Genomic DNA, 21,581 nt, shown 5'->3' with positions numbered 1-21,581 from the left:
ATCAGTCTCCAAGCGGCAGGCTGTCAGGGCCGCCGCGGTAATCATCCAGGGCCAGCTTGATCCGGCGCAGGCGTTCCTGGTTGTCGTCCGGCAGGGCCAGCGCCAGCTCGGTGGCGAGCAGGTCGATGGCCAGCAGCATGCCGTAGCGGGCGGCGGTGGGTTTGTAGATAAAACTGGTTTCCGCCGGTTGCAGCGGCAGCAGGACATCCGCCAATTCGGCCAGGGGAGAGTCCGCGAGGGTGATGGCAATGATCCGTGCGTCGTAGTTGCGCGCCAGTTTCACCACATCCAGTAATTCAGGTGTGCGGCCGGTGAGGGAACAGACAATCAAGGCATGTTGCGGGCCCAGGGTCGCGGCCGTGACGCGCATCATCACCGGGTCATGGCAGGCCGCAATCGGGTAGCCCAGACGCACCAGGCGCACCTGCAATTCATCGCTGCACAGGCTGGAGGGGCCGCCCATGCCGAACGCATGAATCATCCGCGCCTTGCCCAGCAAACTGACCGCATCGACAAAGCTGTGCTGGTTAAAACCTGACAAATGCTGGCGCAGCGTCGCTTCGATATCGCCCAGAATTTGCCGATGAAAGGCCGACTGTTCCGGCAACCCCGCCGGGTCCAGGAAGCGGCTGCCCACACCACTGGCCTGGGCCAGCTGCAGGCGCAAATCGCGCAAGTCACGGCAGCCAACGCTGCGGGCAAAACGCGACAAGGTCGCGGTGCTGACCTCGGCCCGCTGGGACAACGCCTCCAGGCTGGCCGAGGCGGCAAAGCCCACATCTTCAAGCATCAACTTGGCGATACGCCCTTCGCCGGCGCTGAACGAGTCCTGGCGGGCGCGGATCTGGTAGAGGATGTCCATGCAGGCTCCGGTTATAGAATCAGGCTCATAACACCAGGGACAAGCCGTAGGTCAGACCGAAGGCGACCAGCGAAATCAGGGTCTCCAGTACGGTCCAGGTCTTGAAGGTCTGGATGACCGTCATATTGAAGTATTCCTTGATCAGCCAGAAGCCGCCGTCGTTAACGTGGGAAAAGATCACCGAGCCCGCACCAGTCGCCAGCACCAGCAATTCAGGGTGTGGATAACCCAGGCCCAAGGCGACCGGCGCGACCACCCCGGACGCGGTGGCCATGGCTACCGTGGCCGAGCCGGTGGCGACGCGCATCAACGCGGCGAACAGCCAGCCCATCACCAGCGGCGACAACTGGAACGCATGAGCCAGGCCAAGGATTTCATGAGTAACACCAGCGTCCACCAGGATGCGATTCAACCCACCGCCCGCGCCCACCAGCAAGGTAATGCTGGCGGTCGGCGCCAGGCATTCGTTGGTGAACTTGAGGATCGACTCGCGGTTGAAGCCCTGGGCCAGGCCCAAGGTCCAGAAACTCACCAGGGTCGCCACCAACAGGGCGATCACCGAGTTGCCGATAAACAACAGGAACTGGTTGAAACCGCTGCCCGGCGTAGAAATCACGTTGGCCCAGCCGCCGATCATCATCAACACCACCGGCAACAGGATGGTGCCCATGGTCAGCGCAAAGCTGGGCAGGCGCGTACGCGGTTCACGCTCGATGAACTGACGCTCCAGCGGGTTTTGCGCCGGCAACTGAATGTGCGGCACGATGAACTTGGCGTAGACGGGCCCGGCAATGATCGCCGTGGGGATGCCAATCAGGATCGCATACAGCACCGTTTGCCCGACCGAGGCGTTATAGGCCAGCACCGCCATCATTGCCGCCGGGTGCGGCGGCACCAACGCATGCACCACCGACAGGCCAGCGACCATCGGCAGCCCGACCATCAGGATCGACACGCCCACGCGCCGCGCCACGGTAAAAGCAATCGGCACCAGCAACACAAAGCCGACTTCGAAAAACAGCGGCAGCCCCACCAGGAACGCGATACACACCATCGCCCAGTGGGCATTGCGCTCACCGAAGCGGTTGATCAGCGTGCGCGCCACCTGCTCGGCGCCACCGGACTCGGCCATCATCTTGCCGAGCATGGTACCCAGCGCCACCACCAGGGCGATATGCCCCAGGGTCTTGCCGACACCCGCCTCGTACGAACCCATGATGGTGTCCGCCGGCATTCCGGCCATCAGCGCCAGGCCGATGGACACCAGGGTAATCACGATAAAGGGGTTGAGTCGGTAGCGTGCAATCAGCACGATCAATGCAATGATGGCGATGGCAGCGTATGCCAACAGCCCGAAGCCCGGTGATGCGGCCATGCGGTACTCCTCGGAAAGGGTCACGTCGAATTGGTTGTGAAACTCATAAATCATTCCCGAGGAGCATTTTCAATTTTTATGAAAGTAATTTTCGCCCACGGATAAGCGCTGTCGCTTGGGGATATGCCCGACGTGGGTGGATGAAAATTCGGAGGGTGTTCTTACATGAAGATCAGTGAAGGCGGAAACTCAAACGCCGCCCTTGAGTCATAGACTGCGCATCCATTGCCCAGGAACCCGCTCATGATTCGCACCACAATTGCCGCCAGCGTCCTGCTCTTGTGCAGCAGCGCTTATGCCGCCGACAACCCTGCCTTGAAAAAATGCATGGACAGCGCCAATACCACCGCCGACATGGTCAATTGCAACGCCAGGCAAACCAAGGTGCAGGACGACCGTCTGAACCGTGCCTACAAAACCGCCCTCGCCGCCCAGGAAGGCCCGCGCAAACAGCAACTGCAAGACGTGCAGCGCCTGTGGATCAAATACCGCGACGCCAATTGCGCCTACGCAGGCAGCGCCACCGGCGGCACGATTGATCAGGTAAACGGCTCAGGCTGCGTGCTGGACATGACCCAGACCCGCGCCCAGGAGCTGGAAGACCTGGTCGGGCCGTAATAACAACCTCGCTCCTACAGAAGAAGGCGTCAGTCGTGATGAACCTTGGCGCGCTTGAGCAGTTTTTTGCAGCGCTCGGATAAATGCAGTACCCGCAGGTGCTTGCCAGCCTTGGTGTAGCGCTCGCGCAGGGTCATCAGGGCGGCAATCGCCGAATAGTCGACAAAGCTCAGGTGACGGCAATCCAGCGTGACCTGAGCCGGGTCGTTGGCCGGATCGAACTGATTCAAAAACGGCGTGGTTGAGGCAAAGAACAACGTGCCGTGCAGCCGATAGAGCTTGCTGCCATCGGCCTCCAGGTGTTCATCGGCGTACAGTTCCCGCGCCTGCTGCCAGGCGAAGTTCAGCGCGGCGATGACGATACCGCACAGCACAGCGGTGGCCAGGTCGGTGAACACCGTAATGATCGTCACCGCCATGATCACCAGCACATCATTGAGCGGCACCTTGTTGATCACCCGTAGCGACGCCCAGGCGAAGGTCTGTTGCGACACCACGAACATCACGCCCACCAACGCCGCCAGCGGGATCCGCTCGATCAGTGGCGACAGAAATAGAATGAACAACAGAATCATCACCCCAGCAAACGCCCCGGAGAAACGCCCACGCCCGCCCGAGCTGAGGTTGATCACGGTTTGCCCGATCATCGCGCAACCACCCATGCCGCCAAACAGACCCGAGACCATATTCGCCGCGCCCAGGGCCACGCTTTCGCGGTCAGGATAACCACGGGTCTCAGTGATTTCGTCGGTGAGATTGAGGGTCAGCAAGGTTTCCAACAGGCCAACCATCGCCATCAAAAACGCGTAGGGCGCGATGATGCCGAGGGTTTCCAGGGTCCAGGGAATCTGCGGCAGCGCGAAGGTCGGCAAGCCACCGGCGATGTGCGCCATATCCCCCAAGGTACGGGTCGGCAAACCGAGCAGGTATACCGCCAGGCCCACACCCAGAATCGCCACCAGCGCGGGCGGCACGGCACGGGTCAGGCGCGGCAGCAGGTACACAATGGCCATGGTGACTGCCACCAGCCCGGCCATCACGTACAGCGGCGTGCCGCTGAGCCAGGTTTCGCCGCTCTTGAAATGCTCCAATTGCGCCAGCGCAATGATGATCGCCAGGCCGTTGACGAAGCCGAGCATTACCGAATGCGGCACCATGCGCACCAGCTTGCCCAGGCGCAACAGGCCGAAAGCGACCATGATCAACCCGCCCAACAATACCGTCGCCAGCAAATACTCCACACCGTGTTGCACCACCAGCGCGACGATCACCACCGCCATCGAACCGGCGGCGCCCGAGACCATGCCCGGCCGGCCGCCGAACAACGCGGTGAGGGTGCAAATGATGAAAGCACCGTAGAGGCCCATCAGCGGGTTGAGATGAGCCACCAAGGCAAAGGCGATGCATTCTGGCAGCAAGGCGAAAGACGTGGTGAGGCCGGCCAGGGCGTCGGCGCGCAGACGGGTGAGGTTCATGGAGTACCAGGGAGTTGCGGGGGATAAGGCGGGGAATGGTACGGAATTGCGTCGGGTGGGGCTAGTGAAGTGTCAGCTCCGAGGTACCGAGTCGCCTCTTTCGCAGGCAAGCCAGCTCCCACATTTGATAGGGGTCACACCTTAAAAATGTGGGAGCCGGGCTTGCCCGCGATGGCCACGCCGCGGTGCTAAGCGAACATCAAATCATCTCGTTGCGAATCCACTCCACCACCGACGTACGCTTCGGCGCCCAGCCCAACAGTTCACGAGCGTGTTTACCGCGCACGCGGCTGTTGGAGCCCAACCCGTAATTGGCCATTTCATACCCCCACTCGGCCTCAGCCTCGGCCAATGGCCAATCCTGTGGTTTGCCCAGGTTCAGCGCTTGGGCAATCGCCGTGGTCATGTCGATAAACGCCGCTTCGCTGCTTTCCACAAAGTAGAAAGTACCCGGAACGTTTTTGGTCAGCGCCAGCAGATACAGGGCGACCACGTCTTCAATATGCACGTTGGACCAGATGTTCTGCCCGCTGCCCACATGGCGCACTACTCCGCTTTTGCGCGCCTGCTTGAGCAAGCGCGGCAATTGCACACTGTCACGCTTCACGCCCAGGCTGTGGCCGTAGATCAGGGTGTTGCAGATCACCGCCGAATTGATGCCGTCAGCGGCCGCCGCGAGGATCAGGTTGTCGATAGCCACGCGGGCAGCCTTGTCGACGGTCGGCTCAGGCAGATTGCTTTCGAAGTAGATGACCTCACTGGCCTTGCCGCCCGACGCATCACCGACAATGCTCGACCCGCTGGTATGCAGGAACGGCTTGTTCGAGCCTTTCAAGGCGGCCAGCAAGGTTTCCACAGCGGCGCGATGGTCGCTGCTGGCAGCATTGATCACCGCATCGGCCTTCTGTGCCTGCTCGGTCAATACGGCTGCGTCGTCGAGGGTGCCGATCACCGGCGTAATGCCCAGGGCGGTCATTTCGGCGGCTTGTTCGGCGCTGCGCACCAAGCCGGTGACGTCATGGCCAGCGTTGACCAGGCCGGTGGCGATCGAACCGCCGATAAACCCTGCTGCACCGGTAACGAATACATTCATGGAGGTTGCTCCTGACTGGGTAAGTGATGCGCCCAGTATCCAGCTCCCACTGCTGCCGAATAAGCCCGTGCGGCCCAATTCACTCTTGCGCTCAGGTCACGAATCAGCGCGCATAGCGCGCCAGCTTGGCCTGAATAAAGTCCAGGAAACACTGGATGCGTAGTGCCAATTGCGAGTTGCGATAGAACACCGCGTGGATCGGCTGGCGATAACCGCTGTTGGACGCCTCCAGCATGGGCACCAGGCGGCCGGCGTCGATGTCAGCGACGGTCATGAAATTCGACAGGCAACAAATGCCCTGCCCCTGCAGCGCCAACTGGCGCAGGGTTTCGCCACTGGATGCACTGACGCCGGGCTGAATCAGCCAGCGGTCACCTTCGCCGTGACGCAGCGGCCAGTGGTTGAGGGTCTCGGTGTGGGTGAAGCCCAGTAAGGTGTGATCAGCCAACTCGGCAACGGTTGTCGGCGTGCCGTACTGCTTGAGGTAGTCGGGGCTGGCCAGGATATGCAGCGGCGTGCTGCCCAGGGAGCGCGCATGCAGGGTCGAGTCAGCCAGGGCGCCGATACGAATAGCGATGTCAGTGCTTTGCTCCAGTAGGTCGATGATCAAGTCATCGCTGTTGAGCTCCAGCTGGATATCCGGGTAGAGGCTGCGAAATTCAGCGATGTACGGCACGATCCCATGCAGCATGAACGGCACGGCGGCGTTGATACGCAGGCGCCCGGCCGGCTTTTTCTGGCGCGAGGACAGGCGCTCTTCCAGCTCATCCATCTGCGCCAGGATCAGCTTGGCCTGCTCGAAGAAGTACTTGCCCTCCTCGGTCAGGTCCATGCGTCGCGTGGTGCGGTTGATCAGCGTGGTATCGAGCTTGGCTTCCAGGCGCGACAGCGTGCGGCTGACCGCAGACGGCGTTTGCCCGACCTTTTCGGCGGCGGCAGAAATCGAGCCGCATTCAATCACGCTGACGAAGATCTGTAGCTCATCGGAACGGGCTTTCACGGGCAGTCCTTCATTAACGGCTGAAAAATGCCCGCTCATTATTAACCAGCCAGCAACAAATGGCCTCCCAACAACGCCATGCCGGTAAAAAATCCACGTTTGAACCACACGGCACTGATACGCCGACGCACCACCTGGCCCAGCCACATCCCCAGCAAGGCCGGCACCAGCGCCAACACCGACGCCCCCATTTCACCCCCGCCCAGCACACCGCGCCAAGCCAGCCCGGCGGCAAGTGCCAACGTCGATACGGTGAACGACAGCCCCAGCGCCTGCACCAACTGGTCACGGCTCAAGCCCAGCGCCTGCAGGTACGGCACCGCAGGGATCACGAAGACACCGGTGGCCGAGGTAATGATGCCGGTGATCACCCCGCACATGGGGCCCAGCCAGCGCTCGGTTCGGGGCGCGACCTTGAAGGTCGGCAGGAATAACCCGCTCAGCGCATACACCAGTAAAGCCGCGCCCAGGGCACGCACCACCCAAGGTCCGCTACCCATGCCTAGCCACAAGGTGCCCAACCCGGTGCCGAGGAAAATCAGCAACAGCATCGGCCACAGGCGTTTGAGCAAGGCACCCAAGTGCCCGCCAAAGGACAGTTGCCACAGGTTGGTCACCGTCGAAGGAATGATCAGCAATACCGCAGCCTGCGCCGGCAGCATAGCCAGGCCAAGCATGCCCATGGCTACAGTGGGCAAGCCCAGGCCGATGACGCCCTTCACCGTACCGGCCAGCAGGAAGGTAGTGATGACCAGCGCTGTCAGTGCGGGACCGAGGTTTTGGTAGAAGGAGAGGAAGGTATTCATGCATCGATTGTGCAGGGCTGGAGAGTGGCTGAAAATTCGCCATATACTGAGGTAGCCTCTTGTTTTGCGTAAGGCTGACGACGCTATCGCAGGCAAGCCAGCTCCCACATTTGGAATTGTGAATACATTCAAGGGTGGGAGCTGGCTTGCCTGCGATGAGGCCCTTCCAGTCACTGGGAAACTTCATGCACTTTGACCTCATCGACCTGCGCCTCTACCTGCACATCCTGGACACCGGCAATATCACCGCTGGCGCGGCCCGCAGCCACCTGTCCCTGGCTGCCGCCAGCGCACGCATCCGAGCCATGGAGTCTTCACTGGGCATCGCGTTTCTCGAGCGCGGCCGCCGTGGCGTAACCCCAACACCCGCGGGCAAAGCCCTGGCCCGGCATGCTCGCCTGCTGTTGCAGCAGGCCGACCATCTGCAGCAAGACCTGGCCGAATACGCCAATGGCGTCAAAGGCCAGGTACGCCTGCTGTGCAACACCACCGCCCTCAGCGAATACCTGCCGGAGCTGCTCGCGCAGTTTTTGCGCGAGCATCCCAACCTCGATATCGACCTGCAAGAGTTGCCCAGCCTGCGCATCACCCACGCCTTGCGCCAGGGCACCGCCGACCTGGGGATTATTTCCGATGCGGTAGACACCCACGGCTTGCAGACCCTGGCGTTTCGCGACGACCCGCTGGTGCTGATCATGCCCCTGGACCACCCGTTGACCAACCCGAGTTTTATCGAGAGCCTGCAATACGACTACGTGGGCCTGGGGGCGAACAGCGCGTTGGCGGTTTACCTGGAAGAACAGGCACTGCACGCTGGCTTTCGCTTGCAGACGCGCATTCGCGCCGACGGTTTTGAGGGGTTGATTCGCATGGTCGTCGGCGGTGCGGGCCTGGGCATCGTGCCTCAGGCCGCCTTGGACCGCTGGCCGTCAGAACGCCGTTTCAAGGCCCACCTCCTGCAAGAGGAGTGGGCCTGCCGCACGTTGCTGTTATGCGCACGCTCGTTCGAGCAACTGCCGGGTTATGCCAGGGCTTTGTTCGAGGCCTTGGCCCTGCCCTTGCGGAAGAACCCGTAATACACAGCCGACAGAATCAGCAGGAACGGCACGCCAAACACCAGTGTCATCTTGAAGGCGTCGGTGAAATAGGTGGTGATCATCACCGCCCCCATCAGCACCAACCCCAGCAACGTGCTGTAGGGAAACAGGCGCAACTGGAACGACAACTTCGCCCCGCCATGACGCTTGCGATAGCGGCGGAAAAACAGGTGAGTGAGGAAGATCATGAACCAGGTGAAGATTGCGCCGAACATCGAGATCGCCATCATCAGGGTGAACGAGCTTTCCGGGTACACCACGTTGAGCAACGTCGCCAGGGCAATGCCCGAGCTGGACAGCAGCAATGCGTTGAGCGGGATGCCGTTCTTGCTCAACGCGCCCATGGATTTGGGCGCAAAACCAGCGCGCGACAGGCTGAACATCATGCGCGTGGTGATGTAGAGCTGACTGTTCATGGCCGACAGCGCCGCGATCAGGATCACGAAATTCATCACCCCGGTGGCACCGGGAATGCCGATAGTCTGCATCACTGTGACAAACGGGCTCTGGGCCTGGCCGGCCTGGTTCCACGGTACGATGGCGAGCATCAGCGCCAGGGTCAGCAGATAGAACACCACCAGCCGCACGATGGTAGCGCGGAAGGCTTTCTTCACTGCCTGCTCCGGGTCGGCAGCTTCACCGGCGGCCACGGCGATCATCTCGACACTGAGGTAGCTGAAGATCGACACGATCACCGCGATCCACATGCCACTCAAGCCATGGGGGAAAAAGCCGTCGTGGGCCGTGTAGTTCTGCACGCCGTAGTCGGGGTTATCAGAGCCGAACACCACATACACTGCCAGTATGATGAAACCGACAATAGCGCTGATCTTGATCGTCGAGAACCAGTATTCGAAGTTGCCGAAGGTCTTCACGCTGATCGCGTTGAGCAGGATCAGCACACTGGAAAACGACACGATCCACACCCACTCCGGCACGTTGGCAAACCAGTACTTCATGTACATCGCCACCGCCGTGACCTCGGCCCCCACCGCCAGCACAATCGCCGCCCAGTAGGCATACCGCACCAGGAACCCGGCCAACGGGCTGATGTAGAACTCGGCATAGGCGCCAAAGGAGCCGGAGGTGGAATGGGCCACCGTCATCTCCGCCAGGCAGCCCATCAGCAGCAAGGTAATCAATGCGCCGATGGCGTAGCTCACCAGCACGCTCGGCCCGGCATAACCGATGGCGTAGGCGCTGCCCATGAACAGCCCGGTGCCGATGGCGCCACCGATGGCGATCATGCTCATCTGGCCGGAAGTGAGCTGGCGCCTCAGGCCCAGTTCACGGTGGGTAATCTCTGCAAAGCCGTTGTCTGGCGTGGTCACGGGTGTGCCCCTTTATTATTGTGATGGTGGCTGACGCTGAACCTGTGGGAGCTGGCTTGCCTGCGATAACGGTAGTGAATGCACCGACGCTATCGCAGGCAAGCCAGCTCCCACATTTGATCTGTGTTGCCCTTAAGTAACGCTGTTGCGGACTTTGAATTGCGGCTGGTCCCAGGTGGCGTTGTCGAGAATTTCACCGAGAGTTTCCACGGCGTCCCACACCTCGGTAAAGCTGGTGTACAGCGGCGTGAAACCAAAGCGCATGATCCGCGGTTCACGGTAATCGCCGATCACGCCTCGGGCGATCAAGGCCTGGATCACGGCGTAACCTTCGGGGTGTTCAAAGCTGACGTGGCTGCCGCGCCGGGCGTGTTCACGCGGGGTGATCAGCTCCAGGCCGTGGGGGGCGCAACGGCTTTCGACCAACGCAATGAACAGGTCAGTCAAGGCCAGGGACTTAGTCCGCAGCCGCGCCATGTCGGTCTGGGCAAAAATATCCAGGCCGCATTCCACCATGGCCAGCGAGGTAATCGGTTGGGTACCGCAGAGGTAGCGGGCAATGCCGGCGCTGGGGGCGTAGGTGGACTCCATGGCGAACTGGCGGGTATGCCCGAACCAACCCGACAACGGCTGGCGCACCACATCCACCAACGCCGGGTTGACCCACACAAACGCCTGGGAGCCCGGGCCGCCGTTGAGGTATTTGTAGGTGCAGCCAATCGCATAATCCGCGCCGGCATGGTGCAGATCGACAGGCACCGCGCCCGCCGAATGCGCCAGGTCCCAGATGCTCAGCGCGCCGCACTCGTGGCTCAGTGCGGTCAGCGCCGCCATGTCGTACATATAGCCGGTCTTGTAGTTGACGTGGGTGAGCATCACCACCGCCACGTCCGCATCAATGGCCTGGGGCAGTTCGGCCGGGCTGTTCACCAGGCGCAGGGAATAGCCTTGTTGCAGCAATTCGGCCAAGCCTTCGGCGATGTACAAGTCGGTGGGAAAGTTGCTCGCTTCGCTGACGATGACCTTGCGCGCAGGTGTACGTTGGCGCTGCACACTCAAGGCGGCGCTGAGCACTTTGAACAGGTTGATCGAGGTGGTGTCGGTGATCACTACCTCGCCGTCACGCGCACCAATCAATGGCGCCAGGCGATTGCCCAGGCGCTGGGACAACTGCGCCCAGCCAGCGCTGTTCCAGCTACGAATCAAGCCGTTGCCCCACTCCTCGGCGATCACCTGTTGTGCGCGTTCCAGCGCCGCCACCGGGCGAGCGCCGAGGGAGTTGCCGTCGAGGTAGATCACGCCCTCGGGCAAGGCGAATTGGGCACGCAGGGGGGCCAAAGGGTCCTGTGCGTCGAGGGCTTGGCAATGGCTTCGAGTGGTCATGGGTCGTCCTGGTTTTTATAGGTGAGGATGGACCAAATAATGAACGAACTTTTAGAGAATTTTCGTGCAAAGTGGTGGGTAAACGGCTATTTAAGCTGTAGGAAATTCGAATTTAACCTCCAAACACGCGGATATCTTCCAAGCATGATTCTCGACGCCACCGACCTGCGCCTCCTGCATTTCCTGCAACAGGATGGCCGCATCAGCAACCAGGAATTGGCGGAAAAAGTCGCGCTGTCGCCGTCTGCATGCCTGCGCCGTTTGCGCCTGCTGGAGAGCGAGGGAATCATCAGCGGCTACCGCGCGGTATTGAACGCCGAGCAGTTGGGGATCGAGCTGGAAGCCATCGTGCACCTGTCGTTGCGCCAGGATGTGGAGGACTGGCATGAGACGTTCATCAAGAAGGTGCAAGGCTGGCCAGAGGTGGCGAGCGCCTATGTGATCACCGGCGCCAGCAACTATGTGCTGCGGGTGCAGGCGCGTAACCTCAAGCACTTTTCGGACTTTATCGTGAACCACCTGAACCGCACGGCGGGGGTGATGGATATCCGTTCGGAGATAGTGCTGCAGAAGATCAAGGACCGGGATGAGGTGTTGGACCTGGTCGTGCGCAAATAACACAAACACCCCAAAACCAATGTGGGAGCTGGCTTGCCTGCGATAGCGGTAGTGAATGTTCCACCGCTATCGCAGGCAAGCCAGCTCCCACAGTTGACCGAGTTGATCAGTCTTCCAGAGCACGCACTCGTTGCATGCGCTGCTGTTCTATTGGCGCATCCGCCACCTGCAACTCAAAGTCAAAATCAATCTGCGCAAACCGTCCTTGCACGCCAAATTCCCGCGCCAGTTGCGGATCGTCGCTGAAGCGGATCTCGGCAATCAGTTCATCGCGGGTGGCATAGGCGAAGTCATCGTGCAGGTACGGGTCATCCGACAGGTTGATCTGCGTGGTCAGGTGCCGGTGCCCAGGCGCCGAGATGAAGAAGTGGATATGCGCCGGCCGTTGCCCGTGGCGCCCCAATTGGTCGAGCAACTGTTGCGTCGGCCCGCTCGGCGGGCAACCGTAGCCCGAAGGTACGATGCTGCGAAAACGGTAGTTGCCCTGGGCGTCGGTCTCGATACGGCGACGCAGGTTGAATTCAGATTGATTCGGGTCGAACCACGAGTAAGTGCCGCCGGTATTGGCCTGCCACACATCGACAATCGCCCCCGCCAATGGCTTGCCTGCGGTATCGCGCACTTGCCCGCGCATGAACAACGGCACCGCGTCGTCCTGACCATCATCCAGCCGTGCTTCGTATTGGGACAGCGGCGCGCCGGCCACATACAACGGGCCTTCGATGGTGCGCGGTGTACCGCCGGACTTGCCTGCCTGCTCATCGGCGGCGTCCATCAACAGGTCCAGATAATGCTCCAGGCCCAGGCCGGCAGCGAGCAGACCGGCCTCCTGGTTTTTGCCCAGTTCATTGAGGTAGTTGACCGCCTTCCAGAATTCTTCCGGGGTCACTTCCAGGTCTTCGATGATGTTCACGGTGTCGCGCAGGATCCGGTAAATCAGCGCCTTGGTACGTGGGTTGCCCGCGTCATTGAGGTTGCCGCTGGCTTCTTCGAGAAACTGTTGGGCGTGGGCAGTCTGGGACAGGCGGATGGACATGGTGCATTCCTCATCTTGTAGTTATAGGTGCAAGCCGGCTCAGCGGTCGTCCGCATGGATCGACGACGGATGGCGGCACAGCGCGTTCACTTCGATGGCCATGTAGGGGAACAACGGCAGTTGCATCAGCAGGTCGTGCAGGTCCTGGACGCTGTCGACATCGAACACGCTGTAGTTGGCGTAATGCCCGGCGATGCGCCACAGGTGGCGCCATTTGCCCTCTTGTTGCAGGCGCTGCGCCAAGGCTTTCTCCTCGGCCTTGAGGCTGGCGGCACGCTCGGGGTGCATATCGACGGGCAGGTTCACGGTCATTTTTACGTGGAACAACATGGCAGAGGCCTCTTAGTGTTTGTCACGGCGAAAGAACGCCAGGCGCTCTTCATCGAGCGTCAGACCCAGGCCCGGCGCAGTGGACACATGCAGCTGGAAATCGCGGTACACCGGTGGCTCGGTGAGGATGTCTTCGGTGAGCAACAGCGGGCCGAACAATTCGGTGCCCCACGCCAGGGTGTTCAGCGTGAGAAAGGCATGGGCCGAGGCCAGGGTGCCAATGCCGCCTTCGAGCATGGTGCCGCCGTACAGGCCGATGCCAGCCGCTTCGGCAATCGCCGCCGTGCGCAATACAGCGCGAGGGCCACCGTTCTTGGCGATCTTGAGGGCGAACACCGTGGCCGCGCCTTCACGGGCCAGGTTAAAGGCGTCTTCCACACATTCGATAGATTCATCGGCCATGATCGGCACCGGGCTCGACAGGTTGAGCCGGGCCATGCCGCCACGGTTGTTGCGCGAGATCGGTTGTTCGATCAGATCGATACCGTGGTCGCCGAGCACCTTGCATGCCCGCAGGGCCACGGCCTCATCCCAGGCCTGGTTGACGTCGACGCGCACACTGGCGCGCTCGCCCAGGGCTTTTTTGATCGCGATCACATGGGCCAGGTCGCGGTTGACCTCGCCTGCGCCGATCTTCAATTTGAAGAGACGGTGACGGCGCAGGTCGAGCATTTTCTCGGCCTCGTTGATGTCCTGTTCGGTATTACCGCTGGCCAGGGTCCAGGCCACCGGCAACGCATCACGCACACGCCCGCCCAGCAGCTCGCTGACCGGCAGCCCGAGGCGTTTGCCGAGCGCGTCGAGCAAGGCGCTTTCGATACCGGACTTGGCAAAGGTGTTGCCACGAATACTGCGTTCCAGGCGCAACATGGCCGCATTGACGTTGCTCGCGTCCTGACCGATCAATAGCGGCGCAAAGTGGCGGTCGATATTGATTTTGATGCTGTCGGGGCTTTCATTGCCGTAGCTCAGGCCGCCAATGGTGGTGGCTTCGCCGATGCCTTCAATGCCGTCGGCGCAACGCAGGCGGATGATCACCAGGGTCTGGTTTTGCATGGTGTGCATCGCCAGCTTGTGCGGGCGAATGGTGGGCAGATCAACAATAAGCGTGTCGATCGATTCGATGGCGCAAATCGGCATGGCAATACCCGTTGGGTTCTTTATAGATTTGCGTCGATTCTGTGCCGCATTTTTTTGGGGTTCCAATATAGAATTGGTCTGGTGCAATACCCTCAAGGTATGAAAGGAGTCGATATGGAACTGCGTCACTTGCGCTATTTCCAGGTGCTGGGCGAAACCCTTAACTTCACCCGGGCTGCCGAACGCCTGCACATCGCCCAGCCGCCCTTGAGCCGGCAGATCCAGCAGCTGGAGGATGAACTGGGGGTGGTGCTGCTGGAGCGCAGTCGGCCTTTGCGCCTGACCGAAGCCGGGCGTTTTTTCTATGAGCACGCCAATGTACTGCTCGAACAACTGGACAAGGTCTGCGACACCACTCGGCGCATCGGCCAAGGCGAGAAAACCTGGCTGGGCATCGGCTTTGCGCCGTCGACCTTGTATGGCGTGCTGCCGGAGCTGATTCGGCGCCTGCGCACCCACGACGCCCTGGAGCTGGAGCTGGGTTTGTCGGAAATGACCACCTTGCAGCAGGTCGAAGCGCTCAAGGCTGGCCGCATTGACGTGGGCTTCGGGCGTATTCGCATCGACGACCCGGCCATTGTCCAGCGCGTACTGGTGGAAGACCGCCTGGTGGCGGTGCTGCCCAGCGGTCACCCGTTGCTGGGCGCTCCGGCCACCCTCGCCCAATTGGCCGGCGAACCCTTCGTGCTCTACCCCGGCAACCCGCGCCCCAGCTATGCCGACCATGTGATCGCGCTGTTCGACGCCCATGGCTTGAGCGTGAAGGTGGCGCAGTGGACCAACGAATTGCAGACCGCTATCGGCCTGGTGGGCGCCGGTATGGGCGTGACGCTGGTGCCGGCGTCGGTGCAGGTGCTGCATCGGGCGGATATTGGCTATACGCCGGTGGTGGAGGCGACGGCGAGTTCGCCGATCATCCTCAGCCGGCGGGTGAATGACCGGTCGCCGGGGCTGACTCATTGCCTGCAACTGGTTGAGGAGTTGATCTGAGATCCTCCAGGCACCCCATACTCCATGTGGGAGCAGGCAAGCCAGCTCCCACCTGTTGATCCTCACCCGAGTTCAAGTAATGCGCAGGCGCTTGCGTTGCAATGTCTGGCTGGGCGACTCATCGAACAGCTTGCGGTATTCCGCCGAAAACCGCCCCAGGTGCGTAAACCCCCAGCCCAGGGCGATTTCAGAAATAGTGCGCATTGAGCCCTGCTCCAGAATTTCCTGGCGCACCGCCCCCAGCCGATGCTTCTTCAGATACGCCATGGGCGACAGTGCGAAGTACTTGCGAAACGCATCGAACAGTTTGAACCGCGACACGCCCGCCGCCGCTTCCAGGTCTTCCAGGTGCAGCACTTCACGGGCGTTGTCGTGGATGAATTGCCGCGCACGGATCAAGTAGTGCGGCAGTTTTACCCCCAACACGTCGCGCAACTCTTCAGAGTAGTTATTCGGTTGGGCCAGGATCAGCCCCTTGATCAGCGAGCTTTCCAGGTCACGGGTAAACGCCGCCTGCTCGTACAACTCGCTGCTGCATTCCAGTTCGGCGATGAAGTATCGCGCCATGCGCCACCACGAGGCCGGTGCTCCGTCCACAGCATCCATCACCGACTCAAACCGCAGCGGTGCATCGATGGGCCGTTGCAGCAAACCTTCCAGTGACTCGCTCATCGCCGCGCGGGTGATCACCACCTGCAACTTGCGGCAGTCACCGGAAATCGCCAGCACCTGATGCTCATTGGGTGAAATGATCACGCCCTGGTCGCGGTTGGAACTGAGGCGCTCACCGTTCTTGCTCAGCTCCTGCTCGCCCACCAGCGGCAGGCTCAAGCTGTAGCTGCGAAAGTGCTCGGCGTCTTCGATGTCGATGGTCACATCGGTACCGTATTCGATCACGCCCAGAGTGGTGGCGCGGGACTTGAACACGTTGGCGCTGTGGTGAAAGCGCAGGCGCTCGGGGGTGGCCGTCGCCAGGCGATGGGGCCCGCAGATGCCGGACATCCAGCTGCGCGCGCCTTCCAGGTCGAAGCGTTGAATATGAATATCGCGTGTCTGGCTACTCATCAGGGTGCACCCACGGCGGTTAGGCATTTGCGCGCTCTGGCGGCGCGTCGTTGAACCTCGACAGCAAGTTCCAGGCCACGCCAGCAGCGTGGCCACTGGGTGGATAGTAACGGTCGACTATGTGGATAAATCCCAGGGCTTTACGACCATCGCCCACCATCACAGTAGCGCATGCCGTCACCTGCGCGCACCGCCATGGGTATTTGCTGCCCAACTTTGCGGCCTGCGTTCCCCCATTAAGCGGATAGCCCGCCACCGCATCGCAGCCGCTTAATGGCTCACCGTTTAGCCATGATCAAAAGGTGCCTCCCATGAGTGGTGCAAGAACCGTCGAGCAGTGGAAATCCTTTATCGAAAGTTGCCTGGACTTTCGCCCGGCGGATGAAGTGTTCCGCATCGCCCGCGACATGTTCACCGAGCCCGAGCTGTTCGACCTGGAGATGGAACTGATCTTCGAGAAGAACTGGATCTACGCCTGCCACGAAAGCGAACTGGCCCATAACCACGACTTCGTGACGATGCGCGCCGGGCGCCAGCCGATGATCATCACCCGCGACGGCGAAGGCCGGCTCAACGCGCTGATCAACGCCTGCCAGCATCGCGGCACTACCCTCACCCGCGTGGGCAAGGGCAACCAGTCCACCTTCACCTGCCCGTTCCACGCCTGGTGCTACAAGAGCGATGGCCGACTGGTGAAGGTCAAGGCGCCGGGGGAATACCCGGAAGGTTTCGACAAGGCCACCCGCGGCCTGAAAAAAGCGCGCATCGACAGCTACAAGGGCTTTGTGTTTATCAGCCTGGACGTGAACGGCACTAACAGCCTGGAAGATTTCCTCGGCGACGCCAAAGTGTTCTTCGACATGATGGTGGCGCAATCGGCCACCGGTGAGCTGGAAGTGCTGCCGGGCAAGTCCGCCTACACCTACGACGGCAACTGGAAGCTGCAAAACGAAAACGGCCTGGACGGTTATCACGTCAGCACCGTGCACTACAACTACGTGGCCACCGTGCAGCATCGCCAGCAGGTCAACACCGAAAACGGCGCGGGTTCCAGCACGACGCTGGACTACAGCAAGCTCGGCGCCGGCGACGCAAATACCGACGACGGCTGGTTCGCCTTCAACAATGGCCACAGTGTGTTGTTCAGCGACATGCCCAACCCCAGCGTGCGCTCCGGCTACGCCACCATCATGCCGCGCCTGGTAGAAGAACACGGCCAGCAGAAGGCCGAGTGGATGATGCACCGCCTGCGCAACCTGAATATCTACCCCAGCCTGTTCTTTCTCGACCAGATCAGCTCGCAGTTGCGCATCATCCGCCCGGTGGCCTGGAACAAGACCGAGATCATCAGCCAGTGCCTGGGGGTCAAGGGTGAGTCCGACGCCGACCGCGAAAACCGGATTCGCCAGTTCGAGGACTTCTTCAACGTCTCGGGCATGGGCACGCCCGATGACCTGGTGGAGTTTCGCGAAGCCCAGCGCGGTTTCCAGGGCCGCCTGGAGCGCTGGAGCGATATCTCACGAGGCAGCCATCGCTGGGAGACTGGGCCGACGCCCAACAGCGAAGCCATTGGCATCCAACCAGCCATGACCGGCACCGAGTTCACCCACGAAGGTTTGTACGTCAACCAACATCGCAACTGGCAGCAGTTCCTGCTCCAGGGCCTGGAGCGACAAGCGCTGACACTGCGGGAGGTGAAGTGATGAATGCGCAATTGCAGTACCAGATCGAGCAGTTTTTCTACCGCAAATCCGAACTGTGCGACGCCCAGGACTGGGATGCCTATGTGCAGTTGTTCGACCCGCAGAGCGAATTCCACCTACCGCAATGGGATTCCGAACACGTCTACACCCAAGACCCCAAGCGCGAGATGTCGTTGATCTACTACGCCAACCGCTCGGGCCTGGAGGACCGTGTGTTCCGCCTGCGCACCGGCAAAGCCGCCTCTGCCACGCCGATGCCGCGCACCTTGCACCTGATCAATAACGTACGCATTGCCGAACAAAGTGACGGCACCTTGGAGGTGCGCTTGAACTGGCACACGCTGTTTTATCGGCTGGCTACTTCCGAGCAGTTCTATGGGCACGCAACCTATCGCCTCAAGCCCGAGGGCGAAAGCTGGCTGATCACGCGCAAGCACGCCCTGCTGCTCAACGACACCATCAACTCGGTGCTGGATTTCTATCACCTTTAAAACCAGCCCCCCCTGTGGCGAGGGAGCTTGCTCCCGCTGGAGTGCGCAGCGCTCCCAGTTTTTTGGGGCAGCTTCGCAGCCCAGCGGGAGCAAGCTCCCTCGCCACAGGGGCACGCGTGGAGTTCATCAATGAATCACAAAGTGGCCTTCAGCTTTGCCGATGGCAAGACCCTGTTCTTCCCGGTGGGCGCCCATGAAATCCTGTTGGACGCGGCCCTGCGCAACGGCATCAAGATCCCGCTCGATTGCCGCGAAGGTGTGTGCGGCACCTGCCAAGGGCGTTGCGAATCCGGTGAGTACACCCAGGACTACGTCGACGAGGAAGCGCTCTCCAGCCTCGACCTGCAACAGCGCAAGATGCTCAGTTGCCAGACTCGGGTGAAGTCCGACGCCACCTTTTATTTCGACTTTGATTCGAGCCTGTGCAACGCCCCCGGGCCCGTGCAGGTACGCGGCACGGTGAGCGCGGTGCAGCAGGTCTCGACCAGCACCGCCATCTTGCAGGTGCAACTGGACCAGCCACTGGATTTTTTGCCGGGCCAATATGCGCGTCTGTCGGTGCCCGGCACCGATAGCTGGCGCTCCTACTCCTTCGCCAACCGGCCGGGTAATCAGTTGCAGTTCCTGGTACGCCTGCTGCCCGACGGAGTCATGAGCAACTACCTGCGTGAACGCTGCCAGGTGGGTGATGAAATGCTGATGGAGGCGCCCTTGGGTGCGTTTTATCTGCGGCATGTCACCCAACCGCTGGTACTGGTGGCGGGCGGCACAGGGTTGTCGGCGTTGTTGGGCATGCTCGATGAACTGGCCGTCAATGGCTGCACGCAACCTGTGCATCTGTATTACGGCGTTCGCGGCGCCGAAGACTTATGTGAAGCGGCACGTATCCAAGCCTACGCGACGAAAATCCCGAACTTTCGCTACACCGAAGTGCTGAGCGACGCCTCAGTCGAGTGGACGGGCAAACGCGGCTACCTGACCGAACATTTCGACCTGGCCGAATTGCGGGACAGATCGGCGGATATGTACGTGTGCGGCCCCCCTCCAATGGTCGAATCCATCCAACAATGGCTGGCGGATCAGACACTTGATGGCGTTCAGTTGTATTACGAAAAGTTTACGCAGAGTAATATCTGACCCTCAGCAGTTCTGAGGGGCCGATGCGGCGTGCAATCACCCTTGAGAAAAACAAGTAGAAGGGAATGTTAATGGCGGATGACATGGTTAACCCGGTGGGCCTCAAGCGCGGCCTGAAGAACCGGCACATTCAGCTGATCGCCTTGGGAGGTGCGATTGGTACAGGCTTGTTCCTCGGCTCGGCCGGGGTGCTCAAGTCGGCGGGGCCGTCGATGATCCTGGGTTATGCGGTGGCCGGGTTTATCGCGTTCCTGATCATGCGCCAGCTCGGCGAGATGATCGTCGAAGAGCCGGTGGCCGGGTCCTTCAGCCACTTCGCACATAAATACTGGGGCGGTTACGCGGGCTTCCTGGCGGGCTGGAACTATTGGGTGCTCTACGTGCTGGTGGGCATGGCCGAACTGACGGCCGTCGGCAAGTACATCCAGTTCTGGTGGCCGGAGATTCCAACCTGGGTCAGCGCGCTGGTGTTCTTCGTCGCGGTGAACCTGATCAACACTCTGAACGTGAAGTTCTTCGGTGAAGCCGAATTCTGGTTTGCGATCATCAAGGTGGTGGCGATTGTCGGCATGATCGTGCTCGGCTGCTACCTGCTGTTCAGCGGCACCGGCGGCCCGCAAGCCTCGGTCAGCAACCTGTGGAGCCACGGTGGGTTCTTCCCCAATGGCGGCATGGGGCTGTTGATGTCCATGGCCTTCATCATGTTCTCGTTCGGTGGCCTGGAACTGGTCGGCATCACCGCCGCCGAAGCCAGCGAACCACGCAAGGTGATCCCCAAAGCGATCAACCAGGTGGTGTACCGCATTCTGATTTTCTACGTCGGTGCGCTGACCGTGCTGTTGTCGCTGTACCCGTGGGATCAACTGCTGCAAACCCTCGGCGCGTCAGGCGATGCCTACAGCGGCAGCCCGTTTGTGCAGATCTTCTCGCTGATCGGCAACGACACCGCCGCCCACATCCTCAACTTCGTGGTGCTGACCGCGGCGTTGTCGGTGTACAACAGCGGCGTGTACTGCAACAGCCGCATGCTGTTCGGCCTGGCCGAACAAGGGGATGCGCCCAAGGCGCTGATGAAGCTCAACAAACAAGGCGTGCCGCTGCGGGCCCTGGCGATTTCGGCGCTGGTGACCATGCTGTGCGTGGTGGTCAACTACGTGGCGCCGCACAGTGCACTGGAGTTGCTGTTCGCGCTGGTGGTTGCTTCGTTGATGATCAACTGGGCATTGATCAGCCTGACCCATATCAAGTTCCGCAAGGCCATGGGCGAGCAAGGCGTGACGCCGTCGTTCAAGACCTTCTGGTTCCCGTTCAGCAACTACCTGTGCCTGGCGTTCATGGTGATGATCATTGGCGTGATGCTGGCGATTCCGGGGATTCGCGAGTCGGTGTATGCGATGCCGGTGTGGGTGGGGATTATCTACATCGCCTATCGGTTTCGGATCAGAAGCGGGAAGGTTGCCGTGGCGCAGTAACCCCTGTGGGAGCGGGCTTGCCCGCGATTGCGGCGTGTCAGCCAATGGATGAGCCGACTGATACACCGCCATCGCAGCGATGCGGCGACCCGACAAGCCAGCTCCCACAATTGACTGTATTTCACCTAGAAAAAAGCCCCGGTAATCCGGGGCTTTTTTATTAGAGCGTGGAACGTACTCGCCAGAGTTCAGGGAACAGTACCGTGTCGAGCATCTTGCGCAGGTACCCCACGCCTTCAGTACCACCAGTACCCGGCTGAAAGCCGATGATGCGCTCCACCGTGGTGACATGCCGGAAGCGCCACTGGCGGAACGAATCTTCCAGGTCGATAAACTTCTCGGCCAACTGATACAAATCCCAGTAACGGCTCGGGTCGCGATATACCTCGCGCCAGGCCGCTTCCACCGAGTCATCGTGCACCGTGGCGGCGGTCGGGTCGCGCTCGGCGCGTTTGGGATCAATCGCCAACCCCGCCTTGACCATCAGGTTTACGGCCTCGTCATACAACGATCTGAGGGGTGGAAATCGTTAGTAACTCCTGTACAGTCCGCGCCACCT

General features: G+C 60.9%; 20 protein-coding genes and 1 pseudogene. 8 read left to right on the top strand and 13 right to left on the bottom strand.

The genetic code is table 11. The features are described from left to right. Nucleotide 1: 1 nt before the first annotated feature. Together AC4PS6_RS27705 and AC4PS6_RS27700 are read right to left on the bottom strand one after the other, a co-directional pair. The gene (locus AC4PS6_RS27705; RefSeq protein ID WP_014719896.1) at nt 2-862 is read right to left on the bottom strand and encodes a MurR/RpiR family transcriptional regulator; all 861 of its coding nucleotides are present in this window, start codon (nt 860-862) and stop codon (nt 2-4) included. Between the two features lie 25 nt (nt 863-887). Beyond that, nucleotides 888-2,291, bottom strand: a complete 1,404-nt coding sequence (locus AC4PS6_RS27700; RefSeq protein WP_336827152.1) for a GntT/GntP/DsdX family permease — start codon at nt 2,289-2,291, stop codon at nt 888-890. 189 nt (nt 2,292-2,480) lie between these two features. Here AC4PS6_RS27700 and AC4PS6_RS27695 point away from each other — a divergent pair, with 189 nt between their 5' ends. Continuing rightward, entirely contained in the window at nt 2,481-2,855 is a 375-nt protein-coding gene (locus AC4PS6_RS27695) for a lysozyme inhibitor LprI family protein (protein ID WP_032902520.1), read from the top strand. 29 nt (nt 2,856-2,884) lie between these two features. Here the strand turns inward: AC4PS6_RS27695 and AC4PS6_RS27690 are convergent, their stop codons facing one another. From AC4PS6_RS27690 to AC4PS6_RS27675, 4 genes are all read right to left on the bottom strand, one after another. Then, nucleotides 2,885-4,330, bottom strand: a complete 1,446-nt coding sequence (locus tag AC4PS6_RS27690) for a SulP family inorganic anion transporter (protein WP_032902518.1) — start codon at nt 4,328-4,330, stop codon at nt 2,885-2,887. Nucleotides 4,331-4,529: 199 nt separating this feature from the next. Continuing rightward, entirely contained in the window at nt 4,530-5,423 is an 894-nt protein-coding gene (locus AC4PS6_RS27685; RefSeq protein WP_336827151.1) for an NAD-dependent epimerase/dehydratase family protein, read from the bottom strand. 103 nt (nt 5,424-5,526) lie between these two features. After that, a complete protein-coding gene (locus tag AC4PS6_RS27680) occupies nt 5,527-6,423 on the bottom strand; it encodes a LysR substrate-binding domain-containing protein (protein ID WP_336827150.1) in 897 nt (298 codons plus the stop codon). Nucleotides 6,424-6,464: 41 nt separating this feature from the next. Continuing rightward, nucleotides 6,465-7,229: a sulfite exporter TauE/SafE family protein gene (locus AC4PS6_RS27675; protein ID WP_014719902.1), complete on the bottom strand. Its 765-nt coding sequence runs from the start codon at nt 7,227-7,229 to the stop codon at nt 6,465-6,467. Nucleotides 7,230-7,414: 185 nt separating this feature from the next. On the opposite strand from AC4PS6_RS27675, the gene AC4PS6_RS27670 reads away from it, so the two are divergent. Continuing rightward, entirely contained in the window at nt 7,415-8,305 is an 891-nt protein-coding gene (locus tag AC4PS6_RS27670) for a LysR family transcriptional regulator (RefSeq protein WP_336827149.1), read from the top strand. Here the strand turns inward: AC4PS6_RS27670 and AC4PS6_RS27665 are convergent. Together AC4PS6_RS27665 and kynU are read right to left on the bottom strand one after the other, a co-directional pair. After that, the gene (locus tag AC4PS6_RS27665) at nt 8,251-9,657 is read right to left on the bottom strand and encodes an amino acid permease (protein WP_336827148.1); all 1,407 of its coding nucleotides are present in this window, start codon (nt 9,655-9,657) and stop codon (nt 8,251-8,253) included. The genes AC4PS6_RS27670 and AC4PS6_RS27665 overlap by 55 nt on opposite strands. 132 nt (nt 9,658-9,789) lie before the next feature. Next, nucleotides 9,790-11,040, bottom strand: coding sequence for a kynureninase (gene kynU, locus AC4PS6_RS27660; protein WP_020302513.1), 1,251 nt, complete (start codon nt 11,038-11,040; stop codon nt 9,790-9,792). Nucleotides 11,041-11,184: 144 nt separating this feature from the next. On the opposite strand from kynU, the gene AC4PS6_RS27655 reads away from it, so the two are divergent. Then, nucleotides 11,185-11,658, top strand: coding sequence for an Lrp/AsnC family transcriptional regulator (locus tag AC4PS6_RS27655; protein WP_003176072.1), 474 nt, complete (start codon nt 11,185-11,187; stop codon nt 11,656-11,658). Between the two features lie 106 nt (nt 11,659-11,764). On the opposite strand, the gene catA is transcribed toward AC4PS6_RS27655, so the two are convergent. Genes catA through AC4PS6_RS27640 form a run of 3 tightly spaced genes read right to left on the bottom strand, consistent with a single transcriptional unit; the run spans nt 11,765 to nt 14,164 of the window. Further along, a complete protein-coding gene (catA, locus tag AC4PS6_RS27650) occupies nt 11,765-12,694 on the bottom strand; it encodes a catechol 1,2-dioxygenase (RefSeq protein WP_020302514.1) in 930 nt (309 codons plus the stop codon). Between the two features lie 39 nt (nt 12,695-12,733). Then, complete coding sequence (gene catC, locus AC4PS6_RS27645) at nt 12,734-13,024, bottom strand: muconolactone Delta-isomerase (protein WP_034115972.1); 291 nt, start codon at nt 13,022-13,024, stop codon at nt 12,734-12,736. A 12-nt stretch (nt 13,025-13,036) separates the two neighbouring features. Then, nucleotides 13,037-14,164, bottom strand: coding sequence for a muconate cycloisomerase family protein (locus tag AC4PS6_RS27640; RefSeq protein WP_014719907.1), 1,128 nt, complete (start codon nt 14,162-14,164; stop codon nt 13,037-13,039). 114 nt (nt 14,165-14,278) lie between these two features. Here AC4PS6_RS27640 and AC4PS6_RS27635 point away from each other — a divergent pair, with 114 nt between their 5' ends. Beyond that, nucleotides 14,279-15,154 carry a LysR family transcriptional regulator gene (locus AC4PS6_RS27635; RefSeq protein WP_073453383.1) on the top strand — a complete coding sequence of 292 codons (876 nt, stop codon included), beginning with the start codon at nt 14,279-14,281 and terminating at the stop codon, nt 15,152-15,154. 72 nt (nt 15,155-15,226) lie between these two features. Here the strand turns inward: AC4PS6_RS27635 and AC4PS6_RS27630 are convergent, their stop codons facing one another. Then, nucleotides 15,227-16,219 (bottom strand): AraC family transcriptional regulator, encoded by a 993-nt coding sequence (locus AC4PS6_RS27630; RefSeq protein WP_103452054.1) that lies wholly within the window; start codon nt 16,217-16,219, stop codon nt 15,227-15,229. 311 nt (nt 16,220-16,530) lie between these two features. Here AC4PS6_RS27630 and antA point away from each other — a divergent pair, with 311 nt between their 5' ends. From antA to AC4PS6_RS27610, 4 genes are all read left to right on the top strand, one after another. Continuing rightward, a complete protein-coding gene (gene antA / locus AC4PS6_RS27625; protein ID WP_020302518.1) occupies nt 16,531-17,922 on the top strand; it encodes an anthranilate 1,2-dioxygenase large subunit in 1,392 nt (463 codons plus the stop codon). Further along, nucleotides 17,922-18,413, top strand: coding sequence for an anthranilate 1,2-dioxygenase small subunit (gene antB / locus AC4PS6_RS27620; protein ID WP_032902508.1), 492 nt, complete (start codon nt 17,922-17,924; stop codon nt 18,411-18,413). Before antA ends, antB begins: the two co-directional genes overlap by 1 nt. 129 nt (nt 18,414-18,542) lie before the next feature. Then, nucleotides 18,543-19,550 (top strand): anthranilate 1,2-dioxygenase electron transfer component AntC, encoded by a 1,008-nt coding sequence (gene antC, locus AC4PS6_RS27615; RefSeq protein WP_201914291.1) that lies wholly within the window; start codon nt 18,543-18,545, stop codon nt 19,548-19,550. 71 nt (nt 19,551-19,621) lie between these two features. After that, entirely contained in the window at nt 19,622-21,022 is a 1,401-nt protein-coding gene (locus tag AC4PS6_RS27610) for an amino acid permease (protein ID WP_336827146.1), read from the top strand. 160 nt (nt 21,023-21,182) lie between these two features. On the opposite strand, the pseudogene AC4PS6_RS27605 reads toward AC4PS6_RS27610, so the two are convergent. Beyond that, nucleotides 21,183-21,533: pseudogene (locus tag AC4PS6_RS27605) on the bottom strand (tryptophan 2,3-dioxygenase family protein); the annotation flags it as partial. Between the last annotated feature and the right edge of the window lie 48 nt (nt 21,534-21,581).

This window comes from Pseudomonas sp. DW-iso17, from assembly GCF_058725345.1.
The sequence above is the reverse complement of the archived record's forward strand: the minus strand, read 5'-3'. Positions and strand labels throughout refer to the sequence as shown.